A 20,006-nucleotide genomic window follows, 5' to 3' on the forward strand; every position below is an offset into this window, starting at 1 on the left:
TTAGAAGGAGACGGAGGTTTCGTTCATATTTTAAAAGGTCAAGCATACACTTGTACAAAAAGTGCCAAAAGGACGTGGGGGGAAATATGAGACGAATTTGTGTAATAATCACGCTTCTTATTATGTGTGCAAGCGTTATTCCGATTCCTACATATGCAAAGATGAACAGCAATGTCAGTGCTCGAAATGCTGTATTAATGGAGCAACATTCTGGTCGTGTATTATACGGAAAAGCAGAACATGAACCACAAAAAATTGCTAGTATAACAAAAATTATGACAGCCTTGTTAGCTGCTGAATCAGGGAAAATGAAAGAAATGGTATCGGTTAGTAATGAAGCGGTAAGAGTGGAAGGGTCGGCGATTTATTTAAAGCCGGGACAAAAAGTGAAGTTAGAAGATTTAGTATATGGACTTATGCTTCGGTCTGGTAATGACGCAGCACAAGTAATTGCTGAAAATGTAGGTGGGAGTATAGATGGGTTCGTATATTTAATGAATGAAAAAGCAAAAGAAATTGGAATGAAAGATACGCACTTTTCAAACCCTCATGGCTTGGATGGAGATGGATCGCATTATTCGTCGGCCTATGATATGGCACTTTTAACGAAATACGCAATGGGAAATGAGACTTTCAAGAAAATTTTTGGAACAAAAACGTATAAATCAGATTCTTGGGATTATCCATGGAAAAATAAACATAAGCTTGTGACGTCTTATTATGAATTTGCAACAGGTGGAAAAACAGGATTCACGAAGAAAGCAGGACGAACGCTTGTTACAACGGCTTCAAAAGATGGCTTGGATTTAATTGTCGTAACTTTGAGTGCCTCTAGTGATTGGGATGATCATATGAATTTGTTTGATAAAGGTTTTGAACGTTTCAAGCAAACAAAAGTTTTAGGACAAGGAGCACTCGCTGAAATAAATGAAAAGAAATATGCCAATCATGTTTATACGAAAAATAGTTTTTCGGTACCTTTAGCTGAAGAAGAAAGAAAGAACGTAGTACTAAAAGTTGAGCTTGATAAAAGTGCAAAGCTAACAGACGGAGTTAAAGTTGGGAAGACAGAAGTCTATGTTGGCAATGAGAAAGTTGGAGAACGCAATTTATTTTATAGCAAACGGAAGTTAGTAGCCACAACGGGAATGTACTGGAATAATGTGAAAGAAATTTTTTCTTATATGATAGGTGTTGGTACCGATGGTTAATCTCGTATGGGCAGCGATGGCGGTCATAGGGATTGTGTATGCCATGATAAACGGAACGATGGAAGAAGTAACTAAAGCTGTATTTGAAGGATCAAAAGATGCGGTAACGATTTGCATTGGACTTATTAGTGTTTTAGTATTTTGGCTTGGTTTAATGAAAATTGCAGAAGAAGCAGGATTGTTAAAAAAGTTAGTTACACTTTTCATGCCGATAGTAAAAAGATTGTTTCCAGAAATACCAAAGGATCACCCATCAATGGGATTTATTTTATCAAATATGATGGCGAACTTTTTTGGCTTAGGTAATGCGGCAACCCCTCTTGGTATTAAAGCGATGGAACAACTGAAAGAATTAAATGGTAGGAAGGATTCGGCAAGTCGTTCTATGGTGACGTTTCTAGCACTAAATACATCAGCCATTACATTAATTCCTACTACCGTCATTTCGATTCGAATGACGTATGAATCCGCGAATCCTACTGAAATTGTCGGGGTAACATTCATTGCACAAGTACTCTCTATGATTGGAGCAATTTGGATTGACCGCTATTTTTACCGAAGAAGGAGTAGAAAGGGGCGGAAAAAATGAGTATTGTAAATACGATTTCATTATGGGTAATTCCTTGTGTAATCGGTTTTATCCTTTTATATGGCACGATAAAAAAAGTTCCAACGTATGAATCGTTCGTTGAGGGAGGAAAGGAAGGGATTCAAATTGCAGTTTCCATTTTACCATTTATGGTTGGAATGCTTGTATCGATTTCGATTTTTCGAGCGTCTGGAGCGCTAGATGCGATGATATCAGTAATGAAGCCGATGTTAGACTTAATTCATGTCCCAGCAGAAATTGTTCCACTAGCACTTATACGTCCGATTTCGGGATCTGCTGGTTTAAGTATTACGACCGATTTAATTGCTACATATGGACCAGATTCGTTTATTGGGAGATTGGCTTCTACGATGCAAGGAAGCACAGATACGACTTTTTACATATTAACGGTATATTTTGGGGCCGTTGGTATTAGGAAAATGGGAGATGCATTAAAAGTTGGACTTTTTGCAGATTTAATCGGGATTATTTGCTCAATTGTGTTCGTTTCTTTATTGTTTCAGTAATGCTATTCATTTTTTACGCTATTTCGCTTATAATACGTATACGACCACTATTAAGGCGTAGCTTAATAGTGGTTTTTTTATGTGGTATTTTTGACAAAATGATGAACTTTTATTGTGAGAAATATGAAAAATATGGACAATAATAAAGGATAAAACATGATTTGACCTTTATATGTTTATTATCATCGCTATGTTATTTAAGTGAGATGAACCGAATAGCGGTAAAGCGTATGCGGTTGCCAAGTCTTTCTAATGTAAGGTAAGATAAATTCGAGGTGAAAAAAAGAAATGGAACGATTACAAAAAGTGATTGCGCAAGCAGGTATTGCATCAAGAAGAAAGGCTGAGGAATTAATTCAGCAAGGAAAAGTGAAAGTTAATGGAAAAATAGTGAAGGAGTTAGGAACAAAAGTAACTCCTCAAGATAAAGTAGAAGTAAATAACATCCCTCTTGAAAAAGAAGAACCTGTTTATTTTTTACTATATAAACCAACTGGTGTAATTTCAAGTGTATCAGATGATAAAGGAAGAAGTGTTGTAACAGACTTTTTCCCTGAAATCAGACAACGTTTATTCCCAATCGGACGTTTAGATTATGATACGTCTGGGGTATTATTGATGACAAACGATGGAGATTTCGCCAATGTATTAATGCACCCGAGATATAAAGTTGAAAAAACATATGTTGCGAAAATTAAAGGGCCATTAACAGGTGAGAAAATTCGCATGCTAGAACGCGGTGTTACATTAGAAGATGGAAAGACAGCACCAGCAAATGTGAAAATTATTTCTTGGGACAAGCGTAAAGAAATGGCGATTGTACAATTAACAATTCATGAAGGACGTAACCGTCAAGTACGTCGTATGTTTGAAGCGTTAGACTGTAAAGTAGTGAAATTAAAGCGTGAACGCTATGCCTTTTTAGAAGTGGGTAGCTTGCGACCTGGTGATGCAAGAGAATTGTCACCGCATGAAGTGAAGCAATTACGTGCATTGGCTTCTACAAAGCCACGATAAGCTATAGAGTGAAACTTTCACCAGTGGGATGCTCCGCTGGTGATTTATTCAATACAACATTTACAGATGAGAATACATACACTTATTGAGGAGAGGAGAGGCAATATGAAAAAAAATCGCTTATTATTTCGTGTTATCATTCTGCTCATTTTAAGCGGTGCTGTAGGATTTACACTCTATCAAGGATTTTTTGCTGATAAAGAGAAAATGCAAATTGGAAAAGAAGCACCTAACTTTATTGTGACGGATTTGGAAGGAAAGAAAATTGAACTAAAAGACTTAAAGGGAAAAGGTGTATTTTTAAACTTTTGGGGAACTTGGTGTAAACCTTGTGAAAAAGAAATGCCTTATATGAATGAGCTATATCCAAAGTATAAAGAAAAAGGCGTTGAAATTATTGCGTTAGATGCAGATGAAACGGATATCGCAGTAAAGAACTTTGTGAATCAATATGGTTTGAAATTCCCAGTTGCAATTGATAAAGGACAAAAGATTATAGGAACGTATGGAGTAGGACCATTACCGACAAGCTTTTTGATTGATAAAGAGGGAAAAGTAGTGGAGAAAATTATAGGTGAACAAACGAAAGAACAGTTAGAAGGATATTTAAAGAAAATTACTCCGTAATAAAGAAAGTCTTTACATACGAGGTACTAACGTATAGTGCCTTTGAATTAAAAATTCTGAGTATTGCGGTAACTCTAGGTTGGAAGATACAATAGTACATATAGTTACGGGGCGGTGAGAATGTTGAAAGAAATTAAGTGTGAATGTGGACATGTTAATCCGATAGGAACCATTTTTTGTGAAGCATGCGGGAAACCGTTTGAAAGCAATGAAAATGTGAAATTACTAGATATGAGATATGAGGGAAGTGCACGGAGATCCCTCACACATACAAAAACGATAGTAGATAAAATTTGGAGTTTCTTCTCTTCTGTAAAAGTAGGTGTATGGCTCATTGTAATTACTTTAGCTGCATCGGCGATTGGAACTATTTTTCCGCAGGAAATGTATATAACTCCAGGGATCGTACCAGCTGAATATTATAAGCAGGAGTACGGATTTTTAGGACAATTATATTATCAATTAGGATTTAATAATTTATACGGTTCATTGTGGTACATGATGTTAATTGCTTCTATAGGGATTTCACTAGTGATTTGTAGTTTGGACCGTGTCATTCCGCTTTATAAAGCTTTAAAAAAGCAAGGTGTGAAAAGACACCCTAGCTTTTTAAAGAGACAAAGGTTATACGGGACTGGTACACCACAAGATGGTGACTTGGAAAGAGTACAAATGAATTTAAAGAAAAGAAACTATAATGTGAAAGTGGAAGACGGAAATGTTTTAGCGGAAAAGGGACGTTTTTCACGCTGGGGTCCATATGTAAATCATATCGGTCTTATTATCTTTTTATTCGGTGCGATGCTTCGTTTTTTACCGAGTATGTATGTAGACGAAGCGCTTTGGTTACGTGATGGTGAAACGAAAGAAATACCAGGGACGGATGGACAGTACTATTTGAAAAATGAGAAGTTTATAAAGGAAGTTTATGATAAAAGTAAGGATAAGGAAGTTTATGATGAAGCAATTGACCGTGTAGGCGATAAAATGATTGCGAAAAACTTCCAAACGAATGCTGTATTATATAAAGCGGTGGGCGAAAATATAGCAGGACAAAAACCGAAATTGGAAAAAGTAAAAGAAGCGGAAATTCGTGTGAATGAACCACTGAAATTTGATCAATTTGCTGTTTATCAAGTGGATTATAAAGAAAGCGAATTTAAAAGCATGTCCTTTAACTTGCAAAACAAAGAAAATAATCAAAAGTGGGGTCCAATTAAAGTAGATTTAGCGAATCCAATAGAAAAATACGATTTAGGAAATGGTTATTCTCTAGAACTATTAAGTTATTTCCCAGATTTTTATTTTGATGAGAATGGAAAACCGAATACAAAAACGAAATTACCAAACAATCCTGCATTTGTATTTAAAATGTTTACGCCTGAGACGCCAGATGGTGAAGTGAGTTTTGTTGGTATTCAGCAAAATATAGAACCAGATGGAAATAACAAATATAAAATGTCATTCGCAGGTGTGGAAATGCAAAATGCAACAGCACTTACTGTAAGAAAAGACTTAACGCTTTGGATTCTCGGTATTGGAGGATTTATATTTATGGTTGGTGTGATTCAAGGTATGTATTGGAATCATCGACGTATTTGGATACAGCGTGTTAATGATGAATGGTGGATTGCAGGACATACGAATAAAAATTGGTTCGGTTTAAAAAAAGATATTGAAAGAGTACTAGAAGGTACAACAATTCCGCAACCAAATGATAAAGTGATTGATAAAAAAAATAGTTAAGGTGGGGAAACGATATGGTGCAAATAAGTAGTAACTTTCTCTTTACCGCATTTATTCTATATTTAATTGCAACCCTATTTTTTGGAGGTGCAATTAAGGAAAAGGGTCATAAATGGGCAAATGTAGGAATAACAATCACAATTTTAGGGTTTATTGCACAAATAATATATTTTATTACAAGATGGATTGCATCAGGTCATGCACCAGTTAGTAACTTTTTTGAATTTGGTACATTTTTCGGTATGATGCTTGTCGGAGCATTTATTGTGATGTATTTTATGTACCGCGTAAGTATAATTGGACTATTTGCGTTACCGGTTGCCTTGTTATTAATTGCCTACGCAAGTATGTTTCCAAGGGAAATCTCCCCGCTTATACCATCTTTAAAAAGTAACTGGTTACATATTCATGTGACGACTGCAGCAGCAGGACAAGCGATTTTAGCAATTAGTTTTATTACAGGCGTCATGTATTTATTGAAAAATGTAGATCAATCAACGAGAAGTAAACGTACATTTTGGTTAGAAACGGTAGTGTTCACACTTGTTTGTACAGTTGGATTTATTGCGGTAACAACGGTATTTTCTAGTATGAAATATGAAGCGAAGTTTCAATGGATTGATAAAAATGAACAACAAGTTGAGATGAAGTATAACCTTCCTGCTTTAGTTGGACCGCATGAAGGGAAGTTATTGACAGAAAATAAATTAGAACCGGCGGTGGAAGTTCCGGCGATTGTAAATGCAAAAAAATTAAATACTGTTATTTGGTCAGTGATAGTTGGAACACTACTTTATATTGTATTAAGACTTGTTTTACGCAAACGAGTATCAGCGGCACTTCAGCCGTTAGTAAAAAATACGAATAGTGATTTATTAGATGAAATCGGATATCGTTCTATAGCAATTGGATTCCCGATATTTACATTAGGAGCGTTAATCTTTGCGATGATCTGGGCTCAAATCGCTTGGACACGCTTTTGGGGTTGGGATCCAAAAGAGGTTTGGGCACTTATAACATGGCTCTTTTATGCCGCGGTATTACATTTGCGCTTATCTAAAGGGTGGCATGGAGAAAAATCAGCTTGGCTTGCAGTAATTGGTTTTGCAATCATTATGTTTAACTTTATTGTAGTAAACTTAATTATTGCGGGTTTACATTCATATGCATAGAGAAATAAAATAGGAGAGTGTATGTCACTTTCCTATTTTATTTTTGTCAACTTTTCTTCTTTTTTGAGAAAAACATGACAAAGTAGCGGTTGATTTTGTAAAATGATGTCGAGGACATAATACACTGTTCAAAAAAAATACATAGTTTTGGAAAAAAATTGAACAAACTTTATTATTCTTGTGAAGCATAATATGGAAAGTGAAACATTTAGAGGATTGCTTAAATAAACGAGAATAGCGCAACATAATAGTGTAGAAGGGTAGGTGTGAACCGCTGGGGTGAAAGTGCGCAGCGGGTAGAAATGGAAAATGAATCAAGAATTTTAATTGTAGACGATGAGGATCGCATTCGTCGTTTATTGAAAATGTACTTAGAAAGAGAACAATATACTATTGAAGAAGCAGATAATGGTGATACTGCTTTAGAAATGGCGTTACAAAATGATTATGATTTAATCTTATTGGATATTATGATGCCTGGTAAAGATGGGATCGAAGTGTGTAAAGGAATTCGTGAGAAGAAAGCTACACCAATTATTATGCTGACAGCAAAGGGTGAAGAAGTAAATAGGGTACAGGGGTTTGAGGTAGGAACAGATGATTATATTGTAAAGCCATTTAGCCCACGTGAAGTAGTGCTGCGTGTGAAAGCGGTATTACGCCGTGCTGTACCAACAACATTCTTTACACAAGATACAACGACAAAAGATGTTACTGTATTCCCGCATTTAACAATTGATAACGATGCACACCGTGTTACTGCAGATGGAAATGAAGTGAACTTAACACCAAAAGAATATGAACTACTGTTATTCTTAGCGAAAGCTCCTGATAAAGTATTCGATCGTGAGCAATTGTTAAAAGAAGTATGGCAATATGAATTCTTTGGAGATTTACGTACAGTTGATACGCATGTAAAGCGTTTACGTGAGAAGTTAAGTAAAAAATCACCAGATGCTGCGAAGATGATTGTTACCGTTTGGGGCGTAGGTTACAAGTTTGAGGTTGTGAACGACTGATGCTTTGGAGAAGTGTAGTAGGGAAGTTATGGATGACCATATTACTTCTCGTTTCGTTTGTTCTTGGATTTGTTGCGATTTTACTTTCACAGTTTTTTAGAACGTATTATGTTGATATGAGTGAAGCTAGGCTTCAGAAAGTCGCAACAAGTGTTTCAGAGTTAATTGAAGAAGGTGCCGATGTAAAAACGATTGAGAATATCGCGTACAAATTCTCTGATCCACTTTCAAGGATTATTATTGTAGAAGATGGTAAGGAAATATCTTCTTCACCGAAACAAGAAGGGTTAGTCACCCTTACAATGGATGATTTGAAAGAAGATAAAGAATTAGCAGCTGTTTTTACAGATAAAAAAGAAATTAAAAATAACATTAGAAAAGCATCTAATAGTAGGAAGAATAAAAACACTGAAAATGATATTATGATTGTCGGAAAACCGGTGCAATCCAAAAATCAAAGTGCTGTGTTTGTATATGAATCTTTACAAGTTCCGATACAGGGTATGGAGAGAACGACTGATTTCATTTTCTTATCAGCAGGTATTGCGATTATTTTAACGACGTTCTTCGCATTCTTCTTATCTACTCGAATTACAGCACCGCTTCGTAAAATGCGTGAAGTTGCTTTTGAAGTGGCACGTGGGAAGTTTGATGCAAAGGCTCCTATGGTATCTCAGGACGAAATTGGTGAGCTTGCAACGGCCTTAAATCAAATGGGGAGACAGTTGAAGTTTAACATGAACGCTTTGCAGCAAGAAAAAGAGCAATTAGCTAGTATTTTGAGTAGTATGGCAGATGGGGTTATTACGTTAAATCAAGAAGGTGAAGTCGTTGTGATTAATCCACCGGCTGAACATTTCTTACAAGTTTGGCAAGAAGAAAAAGAAGTAGAGTTAAGTAAAAAACTCCCTTCTGAACTTGTTGAACTATTCCATCTTGTTGTAGAAAGCGAGCAACAACAAGTTGTTGAAATTAATTTGCAAAAAGGGAACTATGTAGTTCTTATGACGCCGCTTTACAATCAAACGAAAATTCGTGGGGCTGTAGCAGTTTTGCGTGATATGACGGAAGAACGTCGTCTTGAGAAGATGCGTCAAGACTTTATTGCGAATGTATCACATGAACTTCGTACACCGATGGTAATGCTTCAAGGGTATAGTGAAGCGATTTTAGATGATATTGTGCAAACGAAAGAAGAAATTAATGAATTTGTTCAAATCATTTATGATGAATCTGTTCGTTTGGGTAAACTTGTAAATGAGTTATTAGATTTAGCACGTATGGAAAGTGGTAATGTAGAGTTACATATAGGTGAAGTAGATATTCATCCATTTGTCGAAAAAATTGGTCGTAAATTCCAAGGGATTGCAAAGGATAAAGAAGTGGAACTAACAGTTGATTTCCAAAGTCCAATTGAACAATATCCGTTTGATGCAGACCGTATGGAACAAGTGTTGACGAATTTAATTGATAATGCAATCCGTCATACGAATGCAGGTGGGCATGTTACACTTGTAATTGATACGAAAAATAATGGCCTTACTTTCGAAGTGCAAGATTCAGGCGCAGGCATTCCAGAAGAAGATATTCCATTTTTATTTGATCGTTTCTACAAAGCTGATAAAGCAAGAACACGTGGAAAAAAAGGTGGAACTGGGCTCGGGCTTGCAATTGCTAAAAATATTGTTCAAGGCCACGATGGAAAGATTTCTGTTTCAAGTGTTGTTGGAGAAGGAACTATATTCTCTGTATATTTACCAAATCGTATAATTTAGATATGTGTTTTTTAAGTTGATAATGAATAAAGTTCTACTGTTTTTTATTTTTTTGTAAAATCAATTAAATAAATTATAGTAGAACTTTTTTCTATTTTAGTCTAATTTAGCATAACAAGAAAGGTGCCGTGAAGAGATGAAATTATACACAAAAACAGGAGATAAAGGAAAAACAAGTGTAATAGGTGGCAGGGTGGATAAAGATGATATTCGTGTAGAAGCGTATGGCACGATAGATGAAGCGAATTCTCATATTGGATATGCGATGACTAAGCTAGAAGGCGGGTCTTTTGGAGATATTTATAATGAACTTGAAAATATTCAACATGAATTATTTGATTGCGGAGGAGATTTGGCAATAGTAGAACAAAAAATTCCTTATAAATTAACAATCGAAATGGTTGAAAGCTTAGAAAGAAGAATTGATTCGTATACAGAAGAAGCACCGTCGTTAGAGCGCTTTATTTTACCAGGTGGTAGCGAGGCAGCAGCTGCAATTCATATTGCACGTACTGTTGTAAGAAGAGCAGAGCGCTCCATAGTATCATTGCAAAAAGAAGAAGAAATAAATGAAGTCGTCCTAAAGTATGTAAATAGATTATCTGATTATTTGTTTGCGGTAGCTAGAGTAATAAATGTTCGATTACAAGTAAAAGATGTGGAGTATAACCGCAGTGCATTAGTTTTTCGTGATAAAAAAGAGAAGGAAGTGGAGTGATTCACTTTCTTTTTTTGTATACTTTTTTCTGTAATATACCAAAATAGAGAAGGTATGGTGGTAATTAGAAAACGGAGGATGTATATGAAAGTGTTAAAATGTGGCGTCATGTTATTGTCTGTTCTGTTTTTATCTCAATTACATGTTTACGCAGAAGAAAATCGATGGACATGGCCTGTTGAAGGTCAGATAAGTGATTATTTTGGAACAAGGCATGGAAAACACTACGGTATTGATATAGCTGCACCGATCGGAGCACCTGTGGCAGCTATTCAAGATGGTAAGGTGACAAAGTCTTATTATTCAAGTAGTTATGGAAACGTTGTATTTATTAAACATGGAGAATATGAGGCTGTGTATGCACATTTAAATAAGAGATATGTAGTTCAAGGGGATTATATTTCAAAAGGAAAAATAATTGGAGAAGTAGGAAATACAGGAGAATCGCGAGGCGCGCATTTGCATTTAGAACTTCACCAAGGCAGATGGACGATGGCGAAAAAGAATGCGATGAATCCATTGCTTGTTTTAAATGAACAAAGAAACGAAGTTGTTTCTTCATCATTGTATATCGTGCAAAAAGGGGACACTTTAGTTAGTATTGCACGAAAATTTAGTATGACACTTAAGGAAATTAAAGAAAAAAATGGACTGCAGCAAGAGCGGATTTATCCAAATCAACAATTATACGTTAAGTAAGAGAACAGTTCCGAAAGTATAACTTCTGAATCGATTTATTTTTTGTTAAGATTACGATAATAAATGAAATTGTATCGACGCTTCGACAAAAAATGTTGATTTAACAACAAAATATAATTATAAGAGTAACCTATACCTAAAAGAAAACCGTCCCAAAAGATATTTTGGGACGGTTTCTTTTACCAAAAAATAAAGACACATATAAATCCAGAAATAGCTAAGTAGCTATATAAGTAAAAGACTTTTGTTCTTGTTTTCTCATTTGTCCGAAACAGTACAATAGTCGGTTCAATTAAACCGATTGTCAGACAGAGTAGACCAAGAAGCATACAACCAATTGAAATAGAATACAGGGCGATTTGTGGTGCTTGAAATGGAATCATCCATTTTAATAAAAATGCAATAAGTGCAGTGTAGCAAATGCTGCCGATGTATTTATTCAACGGTGTATTAGAACGAAAACCAGGGAGTTTTTTTACGAAAGAGCGGGAAACAACTTCTGTTTGTAAAGATGTATGCTCTTCGATAATTTTTTGAGCTTTTTTTCCTTTTTGAAAAAGGGATAATATCCAGTTACGCTCACCTTGAAAAATAAATTGAGAGGTTGTCAAATAGTGATCAACCTTCACTTTATTCCAACTCTTCCATGGATGTCGCTCGCACAATTTTAATTTACTTTCTGTTTTTTTATCATACTGATAAATACTGATGCCATCTTCATCGAAAGTAGCATAGTATGTCTCGCTTGAGAATGTGCCTAAATCAATTGGACAGTAGAAAAGTAATTCTTTTTTTAAGTAAAAGTATTCTTTTCTTAAGTTTTTTTTCATTGCTTCTTGAATAGAGTGTCTCTTTTCTTTTTTCATGACATTTCCTCCATAATTCAGAAAATGTTCTTATCTTAACAATTCAACATCTTATCACTTTTAATTATATATGACTAGGGGATTCATCAGGGAAATACCGAATAATAAAAAATATGGATTGTATTGTAAAATATTTTACGACTACTAACTGATTGTGAAAAAATAAATAACTAACTTTAAATAAGTTACAATTTTTTAGTTCACAATATTATTAGGTTGTTGTATAATGAAGGGGAAAATAGAATATCGGTCTATCTTCGGGGCAGGGTGAAAATCCCGACCGGCGGTGATGAACTATTTATGATTTCGTTCTAAGCCCGCGAGCCGTTAAGGCAGGATTTGGTGTGATTCCAAAGCCGACAGTATAGTCTGGATGGGAGAAGATGGAGGTTCAAGCGTTCAAAAAAGAAATGGATTTGAACGTCTGTTTGATGTGCCTTAAATTCTCCCTTTGTGTAAAACACAAAGGGTTTTTTCGTTCTATGAAAAAATAGGCATAGCAGAACCTTTCCACTTTCCATGAGACGATCGATGGAAAAGGAGAGAGAAAGATGAAACAAAAAAACAGTGTAGTGCAGATGGTGAGTGTAGCAATGCTAAGTAGTATTGCATATTTACTGATGATGTTGGATTTCCCGTTCCCAGGGCTTCCGCCATTTTTAAAAATTGATTTTAGTGATGTGCCAGCTCTAATTGCTGCAATTATTTTCGGACCAATTGCGGGGGTAATTGTAGAGGGGATAAAGAATATTCTACATTACGGGATTCAAGGAAGTTTAACAGGAGTACCAGTTGGAGAAATTGCAAACTTTATTGCGGGATGTTTATTTATTGGACCAGCAGCTTTCTTATTTAGAAAGTATCGTACTGTAAAAAGTTTAACGACAGGACTTGCACTAGGGACAATTACAATGGCACTAATTATGAGTGTATTAAATTACATCATCATATTCCCAGCTTACACTTGGTTTTTAAATGCACCTGCTATGTCTAGTGAAGCTATAAGAACGACTGTTGTAACAGCAATCTTACCGTTTAATTTGATTAAAGGAATTGTAGTAACAATTGTATTTGTAGCGTTGTTCTCACGCCTAAAAGTATGGGTTTTTGCAAAAATGAAAAATGCATAAAATATAAAGTGAAACTTTAATCAGTGGGGGTTTTGTTCATCCCCCACTGATTATTAGCCTTCACCAATCGGGCTTTTACGGGCAGCCCGACCCTCACCTAACTTCTTTGCTTTTGCTGAATGTTGAGGTGGGGGTCTTACTGCCCGGCAAATAGCGGGATAAAATAAAACCATTGGTAGTATGGAGCTACTAATGGTTTTTTATTAAGTAGAATGAAAATAGAAAACAAAAAATGTCCCTCATCAAGATGAGGGACATTTTTTGAAGTTAATAAAAAACTATTCGAATTTTAAAGCGTCGCCGTCAAATGATTCGTCAGCAACTTTAATTGAGTCAGTTGGACAACCTTCGAATGCATCCATCATATCTTCAATTAATACATCTGGAATTTCAACGATACCTTGGTTATCGTCTAATGTTACAAACGCAATACCTTCATCATCATAGTCATAAATGTCTGGTGCAGCAGCGCCACAAGCACCACATGCAATACAAGTATCTTTATCAACGATTGTATATTTTGCCATCTTTTTTCCCTCCTGATAATATGTATGTGAAAAGCTCGCCATAAAAATTATAACCTTATTGTAAAACGGTTTTTAAAACTTTTCAACATAAAATTATAATGATAATGCTTATCAATTAGGGTGTCAACTTATTTTTGAATTATGTCATAAGATTTTCAAAATACGTAAATGTTATTTCGTTTGGTACAATAGAATATATACAAGTAGCTAGTGGTAATATGATACCTTTAATGGGTACTACTGAATAAAGAATGAAGCTAGATTGAAAGGTGGGAGCGGTAATGCAAATACAATACACTTTATTGTATTGTTTAAAACAATTGAATGGTGAAAGGACCGTTTCCTCTATTTATTATTTATTAAAAGGAAAACGTTCTTCGCAAACATTACAAGATGGGAATATGTTTCAAATTTCTTTTTTGTTCGGAATATATAAATCGTTAAATAGAATGGACTATGATCGTGAAGTTGTAAAGTTGTTGCAAGCAGATTTTATTCAAGAAATACATGAAAATACATATGTGTTAACACATATAGGTAAAACGCAGTTACATAAATGGGAGCAAGTTTATGCTTTTCCAACTTATTTACACGGTTTGCACTATGGTGAATTAGGTGAAACATTTTGGAAAAGATTATCATTAATTATTCAAACTATATCGAATTTACAACAAAATAATACGAAATTTACCCCTATTCAACAAGATATAGAAATAATGGTGTGGGTGAAACGTTTTTTAACGGGAATACCATACAGGAGAAGTGAATTGGCTAATAGATTATGGAAAGAAATACAGCAACTTTTAGAAAGAAGTAATGTGGTAGAAGCGACGATTGTAACGTATCGATTTACAGGTTATGAACGTATCGGTTATACATTGCAACAATTAGCAGAAATTACGAAACAAGATATATTTAGGGTGTATTTTTTATTTTGGGGTACAATTCACTTCTTTATACAAGAAGTTCGTGAGAAAGAAAATGAATTTCCGCTATTAGCAGAAATTATATCTTATCCAAATGAGAGAGCTGAATTATTTAGTTTATCAACGAAAAAAACATATAATTTTTGGAGACAAGGACGTTCTTTAGAAGAGATCGCGACAATTAGAAATTTAAAGGTTGCAACGATAGAAGATCATTTTGTTGAAATTGCTTTGCGAGAAAAAGAATTTGCTATTGAAATGTTTATGGAAAAAGAAAAGGTAGACAAAGTAATAAAAGTAATTGAGGCATTGCGAACACGTAAGTTGCGTGTATTGAAACAAGCGGTTGGAGAAGATATCTCTTATTTTGAAGTCCGTCTTGTATTGGCACGGATGGAGGGTATAAATGAAACTTGAGGAATATTTATATAAGTGGTTTGGATATTCTGAATTTCGTCCAGGACAAAAAGACGTTATTACAGATTTATTAGAAGGAAAAGATGTTATAGCGATGCTTCCGACTGGGAGAGGGAAATCTTTGTGCTATCAACTTCCAGGGCTAATGCAAGAAGGAACAGTGCTTGTTGTATCACCATTACTATCTTTGATGGAAGATCAGGTTACACAATTAAAGTATGTTGTGAAAAATCGAGTGATTGCATTTAATAGTTTTCGGACATTAAGTGAAAAAAGAGAAGCGATGAAAAAATTAGCTTTTTATAAATTTATTTTTGTGTCTCCAGAAATGTTGCAATCGGAGTTATTAATAAGAGAATTGAAGAAAATTCATATTTCATTGTTTGTTGTTGATGAGGCCCATTGTATTTCACAATGGGGGTATGATTTTAGACCGGATTATAAGAAGCTCGATGTAGTAATAGAGAACATCGGATCTCCTACGGTACTAGCATTAACTGCCACAGCGACAAAAGATGTACTGAGAGATATAGCAGATAGTTTAAATTTAAAGAATGTCTCGCAGCATGTATACTCTATTGATCGCCCGAATATTGCAATGGAAGTGCAATTTGTAGAGACGATAGAAGAGAAGAAAGAAGCGCTTTTGGAACAGGTGATGTATTTACAAGGGCCAGGGATTGTATATTGCTCAAGTAGAGCATGGACAGAACGTTTAACGGAATATTTAAGGGGAAAAGGCGTTACTGGTGTAGCTTTTTATCATGGTGGTATGGAACATGAAGAGCGAATGTTAATTCAGCAGCAGTTTATGAATGATCAATTGCAACTTGTAATATGTACAAGCGCTTTTGGTATGGGAGTAAATAAGTCGAATACGAGATATATCATTCACTTCCATTATCCGACCAATATAGCTTCATACTTACAAGAAATTGGGAGGGCTGGAAGAGATGGTGAACCGAGTATAGCCTTTTTACTATGTAGTCCATTAGATCACGATTTGCCAATTTCAATAATTGAGGATGAGTTGCCAAGTAAGTCGCAAATACAATTTTTATTTTCTTTACTACAAGAAAGAATGTTTCAAACGAAGGAATTACCAATAGAAGATGTAGAAGAAATTTGTTACAATGCAGCAAGATTTAATGAACAATATTGGCGTTTCATCCGCTATCATCTCGAACAGCTTGGAATCATACAACGACGAAAACTAATATTAGAGAGCTTGTCAGATGAAATTATGAACAGATTAATAGCCGAAGTAGAAATAAGATTACGTAATAAATATAGTGAGCTAGAAAACATGAGGTCATGGATACAAGTTAAAGGATGTAGACGTGAATATGTACTTCAACAGTTTGGTTATAGAAAAGAGCAAGAGTTAAAAAATTGCTGTGATTATTGTGGTATTACAAAAACAGATTATAAAAAAAGACGAGCGCAACAATCCGATTTCGACTATAATTGGGAAACAGAGTTACAAAAGCTTTTCGGCCTAGAAAAGATGGAGGAATGATGAACATTCAAAGGCATAGTGTTGAAGATATGAGTCCGAAAGAAATAAGGCTGAATTTGTATATAACACAGCTAATTATTATTGGTATTGGTTGTTTACTAGCATATATATTATTTCGAGATACAAAAGAAGTTTTGAGTCTTTGGAAGTGGGACCCCGTACCAATACTTGTAGTAGGCAGTTTGTTGGCGATTGGTATTGTGTTATTAGATTATGTTGCAATGCGAGTGTTTCCAGAGTCTTGGTTTGATGATGGTGGTATTAACGATAAGATGTTTCAAGGAATGTCAGTTATGCATTTACTCGTTATTACGTTTGTTATCGGATTTGCCGAAGAATTTTTATTTAGAGGTGTAATGCAGACTCAGTTTGGAATTGTAATAGCAAGTTTAGTATTTGCAGTGTTACATATTCGCTATATAACAAAGCCATTTTTGTTTTGTTTCGTCTGCTTCATTAGTTTTGTCTTTGGTTATGTATTTGAATGGACAGGAAATTTGTTTATAACAATCTTTGCACACTTTCTTGTTGATTTTATAATGGGACTCCAATTAAGAAAATAAATGGAAGGTGGTGGTGAACAACATGAGGAAACGAATTCCTGACTTTGAAGAGGAATTAGAAGTTGAGCGAGTGGAAGAAGATGAAAGTTTACCGCCGCGTAGTGAAATTCATAGAAATAAAGAGAAAAAACAAAAGTTTAAAATGAATCACATCTTTGTCCGAGTATTAACATTTCTATTCATATTGCTCCCAATCAGCATATTATGGTATACCGATAAATATATCCAGGTGAAAAGTGATAGTAATAATGCTGGAAAAAGTGCATTTGAAGTAATTTTCTTTGATTCGGCTAAATCTGAAACGCAGAAACAATCTGAGAAGGTAGTAACGCATACTGTGAAAGAGGGAGAAACTTTAGAAAGTATAGCGAAGCAATATATTTCAGATGAAAATGGGATTGAAGTGATTAAAAAGTATAATAACTTACAAGAAGATGAAGTGAGTGCAGGTCAAGAATTAAAAATTCCGATAAAAGATAAGTCCGTAAAGCAAGAGAGTTAGTGAATTAAGCGATTCACAGCTTGTTATAAAAACTGTGGATTATCTTTATGAGGAGGGGAGTCAAAATATGATATGGATTATATTAATAAGTACTCTCATATGTATAGGTATTATATTTCTTCTTATAATGTATAAAGAAGCGATGCGTAATACGGTGTTGGAACATACTTTAGTATTTAAAGAATTTCCGAAAAGTTTTCAAAAAGTGAATGTGTTTTTTATTTCTGATATTCATAGAAGAGCCGTTCCAAGTTCGTTAATTGAGCAAGTAAAAGGAAAAGTAGATCTCGTAATTATTGGTGGCGATTTAGCGGAAAAAGGTGTCCCCTTATCGAAAATCTCTGCAAATATTCAAAAGTTAAAAGAGATAGCTCCTGTATATTTTGTATGGGGAAATAATGATTATGAGATTGAATACCATGAATTAGATGCTTTGTTATTAGAAAATAATGTGAAAGTTTTAGATAATACAAGAGTTGTATTTGAGTCTGAGTCAACTGAGAAAATTTGCTTACTCGGTATAGATGATGTTGGATTGAAACGTGATCGTTTAGATTTGGCATTGGCAGATTGTAAAGAAGAGGGTTTTCGTATTTTAATTAGTCACAATCCCGATATAATAAAAAAAATGTCTGGAAAAGAACAGATTTCACTTGTATTAAGTGGACATACGCATGGAGGACAAATTCGATTATTCCCATCAAAAAAATATTTAAAGGGTGGCGTATATAATCATTCAAATACAACTCTCTTTGTTAGTAATGGATATGGAACAACATTGCTCCCGCTTCGCTTCCGAGCGCCTGCTCAAACACATATTATTACATTGTGCGGAGGAAAATGATGCCAACTCTGGATGGGAAATATAATATAAAAGCTGTTTCGAATATAATTGGAGTTCAGCCGAGTACGCTTCGCGCATGGGAAAGGCGATACCAAATTATTGCCCCAAAACGGAATCAAGCTGGGCATCGTTTATATACAGAAGAACATATTCGAATTTTGAAATGGTTAATGCAAAAGGTTTCTTCTGGTATGATGATCGGCCAAGCAGTTCAGTTATTAGAAGGGAATCGTTTGCAGAGTGCTGTTCAAAAAGAAATATATTATGATAAAGAAGTTGTTTTAGTGGACGATTTACTACAAGCTTTGTTAGAATTTGATGAAATTACAACTTCTGCATTAATAAACGAGGTTTTTAGTATATATTCAACGGAAAAGGTTGTTGCAAGTATTGTTCTTCAAGTGACAAGCAAATTGTTAACGTTAAAAAATAAGAATGAGATTTCAATAGTGCAATTCCAATATGCACTATCATTTTTACAAACACGTCTAGGAATGGTGTATCATAATGCCTCAAAGTTTTCCTCCTTACACAAAGTTATTGTGTTAGAAAAGGATGCGTTGAAAGGATTTGTTTTCTCAACGTATTTACGCTTAAAAGGATATGAGGCGATATATATTAGGACAAGCTTAGAGGAAAATGGTATTTTGTTAGCTATTAAGCAAATACAGCCTAAATATGTATTTGTATCTTTTGATGACGGACCAGAATTTAAAAAGACAGTGAACGTTGTTAATTTGTTGCAAGAAAAAAATGAGAACCTTTTTGTTGGGCTTATAGGAAAAATAGACGCTCGAGATCAGTTGAACAGTCAAACGATCTTAATCGGTGATACGAAAGATGAATGGGATGAATGGTTAAAAGTGTCAGAATAGTTGTTCGAAAAGAACCATCTATTTTCTATTTCATATAATAAAAATTAGATTCATTGGTTACGTAGGGAGGGTATGAGATGAGGCTGGAACGATTAAATTATAATAAGATAAAAATTTTCCTAACATTCGATGATTTATCTGAACGAGGATTAACGAAAGAGGATTTATGGAGAAATGCACCGAAAGTACAGCAATTATTTCGTGATATGATGCAAGAAGCAAATAAAGAATTAGGATTTGAAGCAGATGGTCCGATTGCAGTTGAAGTATTTTCTCTACAAGCACAAGGAATGGTTGTAATTGTAACGAAAGAAAATCAAGAAATGGATACAGATGATGAGTTCCGTGACGAGTTTATTGAAATGCAAGTGACGCTAGATGAGAGCGAGCACATACTGTATGAGTTTGCTACACTAGATGACGTAATTAACCTGTCAAATCGCTTATATAACCTTGGTGTAACTGGCGGAAAGTTATATACGTGGGATGAGCGTTTCTATCTTTGGATGGAAGAAGAGGAGCAAGTTCAATTATTGAAAGAGGATTTTATAGCTATTTTAGCGGAATACGGTAATCCGTCTACAGCAACCATCTATCGCACTATGGAGTATGGAAAAGAATTAATGGCTTCTCAAGCAATTGAACAAGTATACAATTACTTTGTGAAAAAACAAAACCTCAGCTAATATAACATAGCTTGAGGTTTTGTTTTTTTATTTAGCTAAGGGCTAGAAAGT

21 protein-coding genes and 1 riboswitch are annotated in these 20,006 nt (G+C 34.9%); of the genes, 19 read left to right on the top strand and 2 right to left on the bottom strand.

All coding sequences use genetic code 11. The annotated features are described in order from the left end of the window. Positions 1–86: 86 nt before the first annotated feature. The 11 genes from dacB to COI75_RS14940 all read left to right on the top strand — a co-directional run bounded on the left by dacB (position 87) and on the right by COI75_RS14940 (position 11,100). Positions 87–1,211: a D-alanyl-D-alanine carboxypeptidase DacB gene (gene dacB / locus COI75_RS14890; protein WP_001252618.1), complete on the top strand. Its 1,125-nt coding sequence runs from the start codon at positions 87–89 to the stop codon at positions 1,209–1,211. After that, the gene (gene spmA, locus COI75_RS14895; RefSeq protein WP_000247804.1) at positions 1,204–1,800 is read left to right on the top strand and encodes a spore maturation protein SpmA; all 597 of its coding nucleotides are present in this window, start codon (positions 1,204–1,206) and stop codon (positions 1,798–1,800) included. The genes dacB and spmA overlap by 8 nt, the downstream gene beginning before the upstream one ends. Beyond that, positions 1,797–2,327 (top strand): spore maturation protein SpmB, encoded by a 531-nt coding sequence (gene spmB, locus COI75_RS14900; protein WP_000029515.1) that lies wholly within the window; start codon positions 1,797–1,799, stop codon positions 2,325–2,327. The genes spmA and spmB overlap by 4 nt, the downstream gene beginning before the upstream one ends. A gap of 288 nt (positions 2,328–2,615) precedes the next feature. After that, positions 2,616–3,344: a 23S rRNA pseudouridine(2605) synthase RluB gene (gene rluB / locus COI75_RS14905; RefSeq protein ID WP_000440551.1), complete on the top strand. Its 729-nt coding sequence runs from the start codon at positions 2,616–2,618 to the stop codon at positions 3,342–3,344. Between the two features lie 105 nt (positions 3,345–3,449). Next, on the top strand, positions 3,450–3,971 hold the full coding sequence (gene resA, locus COI75_RS14910; protein WP_000742202.1) for a thiol-disulfide oxidoreductase ResA: 522 nt from the start codon (positions 3,450–3,452) through the stop codon (positions 3,969–3,971). Between the two features lie 120 nt (positions 3,972–4,091). Further along, positions 4,092–5,717 (top strand): cytochrome c biogenesis protein ResB, encoded by a 1,626-nt coding sequence (gene resB, locus COI75_RS14915; protein ID WP_000910511.1) that lies wholly within the window; start codon positions 4,092–4,094, stop codon positions 5,715–5,717. A 14-nt stretch (positions 5,718–5,731) separates the two neighbouring features. Continuing rightward, positions 5,732–6,889: a cytochrome c biogenesis protein ResC gene (gene resC / locus COI75_RS14920; protein ID WP_000250074.1), complete on the top strand. Its 1,158-nt coding sequence runs from the start codon at positions 5,732–5,734 to the stop codon at positions 6,887–6,889. Positions 6,890–7,191: 302 nt separating this feature from the next. Then, on the top strand, positions 7,192–7,908 hold the full coding sequence (resD, locus tag COI75_RS14925) for a DNA-binding response regulator ResD (protein WP_002171123.1): 717 nt from the start codon (positions 7,192–7,194) through the stop codon (positions 7,906–7,908). After that, entirely contained in the window at positions 7,908–9,683 is a 1,776-nt protein-coding gene (resE, locus tag COI75_RS14930) for a sensor histidine kinase ResE (RefSeq protein WP_000964672.1), read from the top strand. The genes resD and resE overlap by 1 nt, the downstream gene beginning before the upstream one ends. Before the next feature lie 136 nt (positions 9,684–9,819). Then, complete coding sequence (locus tag COI75_RS14935; RefSeq protein ID WP_000781254.1) at positions 9,820–10,401, top strand: cob(I)yrinic acid a,c-diamide adenosyltransferase; 582 nt, start codon at positions 9,820–9,822, stop codon at positions 10,399–10,401. A gap of 84 nt (positions 10,402–10,485) precedes the next feature. Further along, positions 10,486–11,100, top strand: coding sequence for a peptidoglycan DD-metalloendopeptidase family protein (locus COI75_RS14940; protein ID WP_000866126.1), 615 nt, complete (start codon positions 10,486–10,488; stop codon positions 11,098–11,100). Positions 11,101–11,279: 179 nt separating this feature from the next. Here the strand turns inward: COI75_RS14940 and COI75_RS14945 are convergent, their stop codons facing one another. Next, a complete protein-coding gene (locus tag COI75_RS14945) occupies positions 11,280–11,966 on the bottom strand; it encodes a hypothetical protein (protein WP_000711794.1) in 687 nt (228 codons plus the stop codon). A gap of 249 nt (positions 11,967–12,215) precedes the next feature. Then, positions 12,216–12,355: riboswitch (FMN riboswitch) on the top strand. A 162-nt stretch (positions 12,356–12,517) separates the two neighbouring features. Here COI75_RS14945 and COI75_RS14950 point away from each other — a divergent pair. Continuing rightward, positions 12,518–13,096, top strand: coding sequence for an ECF transporter S component (locus COI75_RS14950; RefSeq protein WP_000810849.1), 579 nt, complete (start codon positions 12,518–12,520; stop codon positions 13,094–13,096). 278 nt (positions 13,097–13,374) lie between these two features. Here COI75_RS14950 and COI75_RS14955 read toward each other — a convergent pair whose 3' ends face one another. After that, the gene (locus COI75_RS14955) at positions 13,375–13,623 is read right to left on the bottom strand and encodes a ferredoxin (protein WP_001151993.1); all 249 of its coding nucleotides are present in this window, start codon (positions 13,621–13,623) and stop codon (positions 13,375–13,377) included. A 281-nt stretch (positions 13,624–13,904) separates the two neighbouring features. Between COI75_RS14955 and COI75_RS14960 the strand changes: the two genes are divergently transcribed. The 7 genes from COI75_RS14960 (at position 13,905) to COI75_RS14990 (ending at position 19,955) form a co-directional block, all read left to right on the top strand. Beyond that, on the top strand, positions 13,905–14,966 hold the full coding sequence (locus tag COI75_RS14960; protein WP_001167020.1) for a helix-turn-helix domain-containing protein: 1,062 nt from the start codon (positions 13,905–13,907) through the stop codon (positions 14,964–14,966). Continuing rightward, positions 14,956–16,485 (top strand): ATP-dependent DNA helicase RecQ, encoded by a 1,530-nt coding sequence (gene recQ, locus COI75_RS14965; RefSeq protein ID WP_000762956.1) that lies wholly within the window; start codon positions 14,956–14,958, stop codon positions 16,483–16,485. Before COI75_RS14960 ends, recQ begins: the two co-directional genes overlap by 11 nt. Continuing rightward, positions 16,485–17,048, top strand: coding sequence for a CPBP family intramembrane glutamic endopeptidase (locus COI75_RS14970; RefSeq protein ID WP_001025784.1), 564 nt, complete (start codon positions 16,485–16,487; stop codon positions 17,046–17,048). Before recQ ends, COI75_RS14970 begins: the two co-directional genes overlap by 1 nt. 22 nt (positions 17,049–17,070) lie before the next feature. Further along, a complete protein-coding gene (locus COI75_RS14975; RefSeq protein WP_001231540.1) occupies positions 17,071–17,550 on the top strand; it encodes a LysM peptidoglycan-binding domain-containing protein in 480 nt (159 codons plus the stop codon). A gap of 67 nt (positions 17,551–17,617) precedes the next feature. Further along, positions 17,618–18,394: a metallophosphoesterase gene (locus tag COI75_RS14980; protein ID WP_000637805.1), complete on the top strand. Its 777-nt coding sequence runs from the start codon at positions 17,618–17,620 to the stop codon at positions 18,392–18,394. Then, complete coding sequence (locus COI75_RS14985; protein ID WP_001142473.1) at positions 18,394–19,269, top strand: MerR family transcriptional regulator; 876 nt, start codon at positions 18,394–18,396, stop codon at positions 19,267–19,269. The genes COI75_RS14980 and COI75_RS14985 overlap by 1 nt, the downstream gene beginning before the upstream one ends. 77 nt (positions 19,270–19,346) lie before the next feature. Further along, a complete protein-coding gene (locus tag COI75_RS14990; RefSeq protein ID WP_001235401.1) occupies positions 19,347–19,955 on the top strand; it encodes a genetic competence negative regulator in 609 nt (202 codons plus the stop codon). Positions 19,956–20,006 lie beyond the last annotated feature (51 nt).

The sequence above is a fragment of the Bacillus cereus genome (assembly GCF_002564555.1).
Lineage (GTDB): Bacteria > Bacillota > Bacilli > Bacillales > Bacillaceae_G > Bacillus_A > Bacillus_A cereus_K.